Origin of the sequence: Tenacibaculum sp. E3R01 (assembly GCF_003318185.1) — a bacterium.
In the GTDB taxonomy this organism is placed as follows: Bacteria; Bacteroidota; Bacteroidia; order Flavobacteriales; family Flavobacteriaceae; genus Polaribacter; species Polaribacter halocynthiae.
This window is the reverse complement of the sequence record NZ_QOCC01000023.1, coordinates 202,403-209,104: the sequence shown is the minus strand read 5'-3', so window position 1 is coordinate 209,104 and position 6,702 is coordinate 202,403. Positions and strand designations below refer to the sequence as shown.

1 protein-coding gene is annotated in these 6,702 nt (G+C 29.7%); it reads left to right on the top strand.

Annotated elements, in window-relative coordinates; translation table 11 throughout:
• Nucleotides 1–7 precede the first annotated feature (7 nt).
• The gene (locus DS884_RS12095) at nucleotides 8–6,658 is read left to right on the top strand and encodes a non-ribosomal peptide synthetase (RefSeq protein WP_233487153.1); all 6,651 of its coding nucleotides are present in this window, start codon (nucleotides 8–10) and stop codon (nucleotides 6,656–6,658) included.
• The last annotated feature ends 44 nt before the right edge of the window (nucleotides 6,659–6,702 follow it).

Below are 6,702 nucleotides of genomic sequence, written 5' to 3'. Positions count from 1 at the left end.
TTTGTTAATGATAGATTCACACCATATAATTAATGATGGAGTTTCCAATGAGATTTTAATGAAAGGATTTTGGTCATTATACCATGGAGAGTCTTTACCAAGTTTAAGTATTGATTATATAGATTATTCAGTTTGGCAACAAAGTGAGGGGTATCAAGATTTAGTATCGAGTCATAAAACGTATTGGTTAGATAAGTATAGTGAAGAGTTAACAGCATTAGAATTACCTACAGATTATCCTCGTAGTCAAGATCAAAGTACAGAAGGAGATGTTCATTCAATAACTCTAAGTAAAAAACAAAGTGAAGAGTTACGTAAAATAGCAGCAAGTGAAGGAGTAACAATGTACACATTGTTTTTAGGTATTTATTCAATTTTACTAAGTAAGTTGTCAAATCAAGAAGATATTGTTGTAGGTACTCCAACAGCAGGGCGTCATCATGCCGATTTAGAAGAGGTTGTAGGAATGTTTGTGAATACATTAGCTCTACGTAACCAAGTAAATTCAGGAACTAGCTTTCAAGAATTTTTATCAGAACTACAAGTAAATACATTAATGGCATTTGATCATCAATTGTATCAGTATGAAGAATTGGTGGATGCATTAGATGTTTCACGAGATAGTGGACGTAATCCGTTATTTGATGTTTTTTATTCATACAATCAATATCAAGAAGTAACTGATATAGAAGAATCAGAGAGTTTGAAAATAGTAGGCCATGATGTTAGTTATACTATAGCGAAGTTTGATTTAATGTTAGATGTTTTAGATTCTGAATCAATAGTTTTATCACTTAATTATCGAACAGATTTATTTAGCTCTTCAAGTATTGCAAGATTTTCAGGTTATCTAAATAAAATTATAGATAGTGTATTAGATAATAAAGAAAAGCAACTGAAGGATATAGATATACTATCAACTTCAGAAAAAGATAGATTGTTATTAGGTTTAAATACTACCAAAGTGAATTATGATTTAGAGGAAACAGTTTTAGATATGTTTCGCTCTAAAGTTGAAGAGTTTCCAAATTCTATAGCTTTAGTTATGGAAGGAAAAAATCTTACTTACCAAGAGTTAGATGCTCGTTCAGATTTATGGGCAACTCATTTGATGAATTTAGGAGTGTTAAAAGGTTCTATAGTTAGTTTAATGATGACTCGTTCTTTAGAAATGATCACAGGTATTTTAGGTATAATGAAAGCAGGGGGAGCGTATTTACCAATCAATGTAGATCAACCTTTATCTCGAACTCATCATATGTTAGAGGAATGTAAAGTTTCTTTTGTTTTAAGTAATTTAAACGACCTTTCAGAAGAAATTAAAGCCAACTATAGTTGTTTAAGCAGTAGTGTTTTAGATAAGAAATTAAATGTTAATAAGAAAGAATTACCAGTAGTTACTTCAGATGATGCAGCTTATGTAATTTATACTTCAGGTTCAACAGGAAATCCAAAAGGGGTATTAGTAGCATATAAAGGAATAACAAATTTAAATTGTTTTCAAAGAGAGTTTTTTGATATAGGTACAGCTGACCGTATTCTTCAATTTTCACCCTATTATTTTGATGCTTCTGTAGAGCAAATTTGGTTAGCTTTAACTTCTGGAGGTAAAATGGTTTTAATTGGTAGAGAAGTTCTTTTAGATCCAACTCTTTTTAAGAATTATCTTTTAGAAAATAAAATAACTTATTTACATAGTACTCCATCGTTTTTAGAAAATTTACCAATAGACGAATTACCATTTCTTAAAATTGTTATATCAGGTGGAGAAAAATGTACTCCTTCATTAGCTAATAAATTTTTAGGAAAATCAAGATTCATTAATGAGTATGGACCAACCGAAGGAACGGTAGTATCTATGGCTTATGAGGTGTTAAAAAAATTAAATACGAATGTACCTATAGGACGTCCTATAGCTAATACTCAAGCTTATATTTTAGATAAAGATTTAAACTTATTACCAGAAGGAACTACTGGAGAACTTTATATTGGAGGTGTTCATTTAGCGGAGGGTTATGTTAATAATGTGACATTAACGGAAGAACGTTTTTTAGGGAACCCTTTTGGAAAAGGGAATTTATACAAAACAGGAGATTTAGTAAAATGGTTACCTGAAGGAGATTTGGAGTATTTAGGAAGAAATGATCATCAGGTAAAGATACGAGGTTATAGAATTGAATTAGGTGAAATTGAATCTGTGTTAGAAGAAGTACCAAGTATAAATCAAGCATTAGTTTTAGCTCATGGGACAGGTGTAAATAAACAGTTAGTAGCTTATTTATGTTGCAACGAGGTGATTGAAGAGCAAGATATAATATTGTTATTATCAGGAATGTTACCAGATTATATGGTTCCTTTAAGTTATATTTATTTAGATAGTTTTCCATTGAATGCTAATGGGAAAATAGATAGAAAGTCATTACCTATACCAAATCTAATAGATAAGGAAGCGTATGTTGCTCCTACTAATGAAACCGAAACATCATTAGTACATATTTGGTCTGAAATTTTAGATCTTGAAGAAAATGAAGTTAGTATTACTTCAGACTTTTTTAGACTGGGAGGTCATTCATTATTGGCAATTACTTTATTGAATAAGGTGAATAAGATATTTAATGTAGAAGTATCATTACGAGATTTATTTTCTTATCGTACTATTTTAGAGTTATCAACTTATATTTTAGAAAAAGATCATGTTCAATTTGAATCTATACCAAAGGCATTAGAGAGTGAATCTTATCCATTATCATCGGCACAACGACGTATGTATTTCTTGTATGAATATGAAAAAGATGGTACCAGTTATAATATGCCAACATTTTATAGAGTTGGAAGAGATTTAGATGTTTCACAGTTAGATAAAGCATTTAAAGAATTAGTGTCTCGTCATCAAATTTTACGTACTGTTTTTGAGTTGATAGATGGGCATCCAGTGCAACAGGTTTTAAAAGATGTAAACTTTGAAATAGATTATAAACAAGGTGCTGCAAGTGATATTAAAAACTATGTGTCTGAATTTGTGCAACCATTCAATTTAGCTGAAAATTTACCATATCGTGTATCATTGATAGATATTACAGGAGAAGATTATTTGTTAATGATAGATTCGCACCATATAATTAATGATGGAGTTTCTAATGGAATTTTAACTCGTGATATCTGGTCATTGTATTATGGAGAATCTTTACCGAATTTAAGTATTGAGTATATAGATTATTCAGTATGGCAGCAAAGTGAAAGTTATCAAGATTTAGTATCAAATCATAAAAAATATTGGTTAGATAAGTATCGTGAAGAATTAACAGCATTAGAATTACCTACAGATTATCCGCGTAGTCAAGTTCGAAATAATGAAGGAGGAGTTCATTCGCTAATTCTAAATAAAAAACAAAGTGAAGAGTTACGTAAAATAGCAGCAAGTGAAGGAGTAACAATGTATACATTGTTTTTAGGTATTTACACTATTTTACTAAGTAAGTTATCAAATCAAGAAGATATTGTTATAGGTACCCCAACAGCAGGACGTCTCCATGCCGATGTAGAAGATGTTGTAGGGATGTTTGTGAATACCTTAGCTCTTCGTAACCAAGTAACTTCAGGAACTAATTTTCTAGATTTTTTATCAGGATTACAAACAGATACATTAATGGCATTTGATCATCAGTTGTTTCAATATGAAGAATTGGTAGACGCATTAGATGTTTCACGAGATAGTGGACGTAATCCATTATTTGATGTTTTTTATTCATACAATCAAGAGAAAACTTATGTAGAAGAATCAGAAAGATTAAAAGTTGTAGGTTATGAAGCGGATTATAACGTAGCAAAGTTTGATTTAGAACTAGATGTAGTAGAGCAAGAGGAAGGCTGTGGTGTATTTTTTAGTTATAACCTATCGTTGTTTAAAGAAAAAACAATAGAAAGGTTTTCAAAAGGATTTGAAAAAATAATAGCAGAAATATTAGTAGATAAGGAAATTGAAATATCAAAAATCAATATTCTTTCAAATCAAGAAAGCAACCAAATAATTAAAGAGTTTAATGCGCCAGAAATAAATTATAACATTAAAGGAACTATTGTTGATTTAATAGAAAAACAAGTTTTATTAAACCCATTGGCAGAAGCATTATATTATAAAGGTTATACAATGAGTTATCAAGATTTAAACTTAAAAGTTAATCAACTAACTCATTACCTTATTAAAGTAATTAAAGTTAAAAAGGGAGATAGAATAGGTGTCTATTTAGGACGTTCACCTGAAATGATTATTAGTTTTTTAGCAGTTTTAAAATCAGGTGCTACATATATTGCTCTTGACCCTAATAATCCTTTGGATAGATTAAAAATGTTGATTGATGGTTCAGAGATGAAGTATATACTTACTAATTTAAGTACTGATTTAGTAAATCTGGAAACATCAGTATCTGTTATAGATTTGATAATAGATAAAGTCAAAATTGAAAAAATGCCAGAGATTAATCCTTTACTATCAATAAAAGGAAATGATACTGCATATATTATTTTTACCTCAGGAAGTACTGGAAAACCCAAAGGAGTAATTATAGAACATAACTCGTTAGTAGATTATAGTATTACTTTTAAGAAATATTTTTCATTAACACCTTTAGATAAGGTTATTCAGCAAGCTTCACCTTCATTTGATACGGTAGTAGAAGAAATTTTTCCAGCTTTACTAACAGGGGCTTCTCTAGTAATTATGCCTGAAGGAGGAAGAGATATAGAAGCTCTTATTCATGGTATTAAAGAAACAAAAGCAACAGTATTAACTACTGTGCCAGTTGTTCTTGATGTACTGAATAAGTATTCAGATGATTTACAAAGCTTAAGGTTTATTGTAAGTGGAGGAGATGTGTTATTACCAAGGCATATTGATAATTTAATAAATCATTATCCAATATTTAACACCTATGGACCCTCAGAATCAACAGTTTGTATTACTTATCATGAGATAGATTCACTTGAAAAAACTTCATGTATTGGTAAGCCAATAAATAATAGGCAAGTATATATATTAAATGAAGCGAAACAATTATGTCCTATAGGAGTATCTGGAGAATTATATGTTTCAGGAAAAGGATTAGCTAAAGGATATTTAAACGATGATAAGTTAACAGAAAATAAGTTTATAGAGAATCCAGTTATTCCAGGAGTAAGAGCTTACGCTACAGGAGATTTAGCAAAGTGGAATGAAGATGGTACTATTGATTTTCTAGGTAGAATAGATAATCAGATTAAGATAAGGGGGCTACGAATTGAGCTAGGAGAAATAGAATATCAATTAGAAAAGATTGAATCTATTAATAAATCATTAGTTATTGCTTCAGGTGAAGGAGAGAGTAAACAATTAGTCGCCTATTTATGTGGAAATATTAATATAGAGGAAAGTAGTATTAAGAACATACTGTCTTCTAAACTTCCGAATTATATGATACCTACCACATATATTAAAGTGGATAATTTTCCTGTAAATTCGAATGGGAAAATAGATAGGAAATTATTACCAAGTCCTAATTTTACTATAGGAAGTGAGTATATAGCACCAAATAATGAAGTTCAAAAGAAACTACTAAGTATTTGGTCAGAAATTTTAAGGGCTAAAGAAAGCGAGATTAGTATTACTTCGGATTTTTTTAAACTAGGAGGACATTCATTGTTAGCTATGGAGATGAAGCATAAAATAAGCAAGTACATGAATGCTGAATTTCAGCTTTCTGAAATTTTCTTAGCTCCAACTATTGCTTCTTTATCTCTTAAGATTGAGCAGAAAAAGAATGAAGATATAAAAGTAGTTGATGTTATACCTTTAAATAAAAGAGAAACAGAAGATAAACTTTTTGTTATTCATGACGGTAGTGGTGAAGTAGACGGTTATCTTGAACTAACTAGAAATATTAAAGAGTATCAATGTTATGGAATTAAATTTGAGCATGATTACGATATAATATCAGCTCCAAGTATTAATGAGATTGCTTCAGTATATATAGAAAAAATAAAATCTATTCAACCTACTGGCCCATATAACTTATTGGGATGGAGTTTAGGTGGAGAGATAGCTACTAAGATAGCATTACAACTTGAAACATATAATGAGAAAGTTGAAAAACTAATTATAATAGATTCTTATTTAGGGTATGAAAAACCAGCAAAAGAAACTTTGTTTAATGTTGATTCAGAGTTAGAGTTGTTTAGTTCGCTTTTTAGCTTTAACCCTATAAATAAACAAGAATTTTATTCACTTAAAGGTTTGCAAGACGAGTTGTTTAATTCAGAACCCTTTAAAGCTTTAACAAGTAATCAAATGCAGGATTTAATTCCTCAAAGTATCAAACAACTTATTCCAGATTATATTAATAAAACTAAAGAAGAGCTATTTACGGCAACAAGTAAAATTCGTTTATTAGTTGCTTCTTCTGATAATAATTGGATAAACAAGCAAGTAAAAGCAAACACACTTTATATATGTCCATCACAATCTATAAATAATCAAAATATTGATAAACTTAAAAGCGTATTTGTAAACATCAATATTAGTAATATTCCAGGGGATCATTTTTCTATTATGAAAGCACCTAGGGTAATGCCTTTATCAAACCTTATAAATAAACATTTTGAATTAACATTAGTATCATTGGAATAATCATACTGATGGAAAATACCTTGTAAACTTTATGAAAGTTAAGC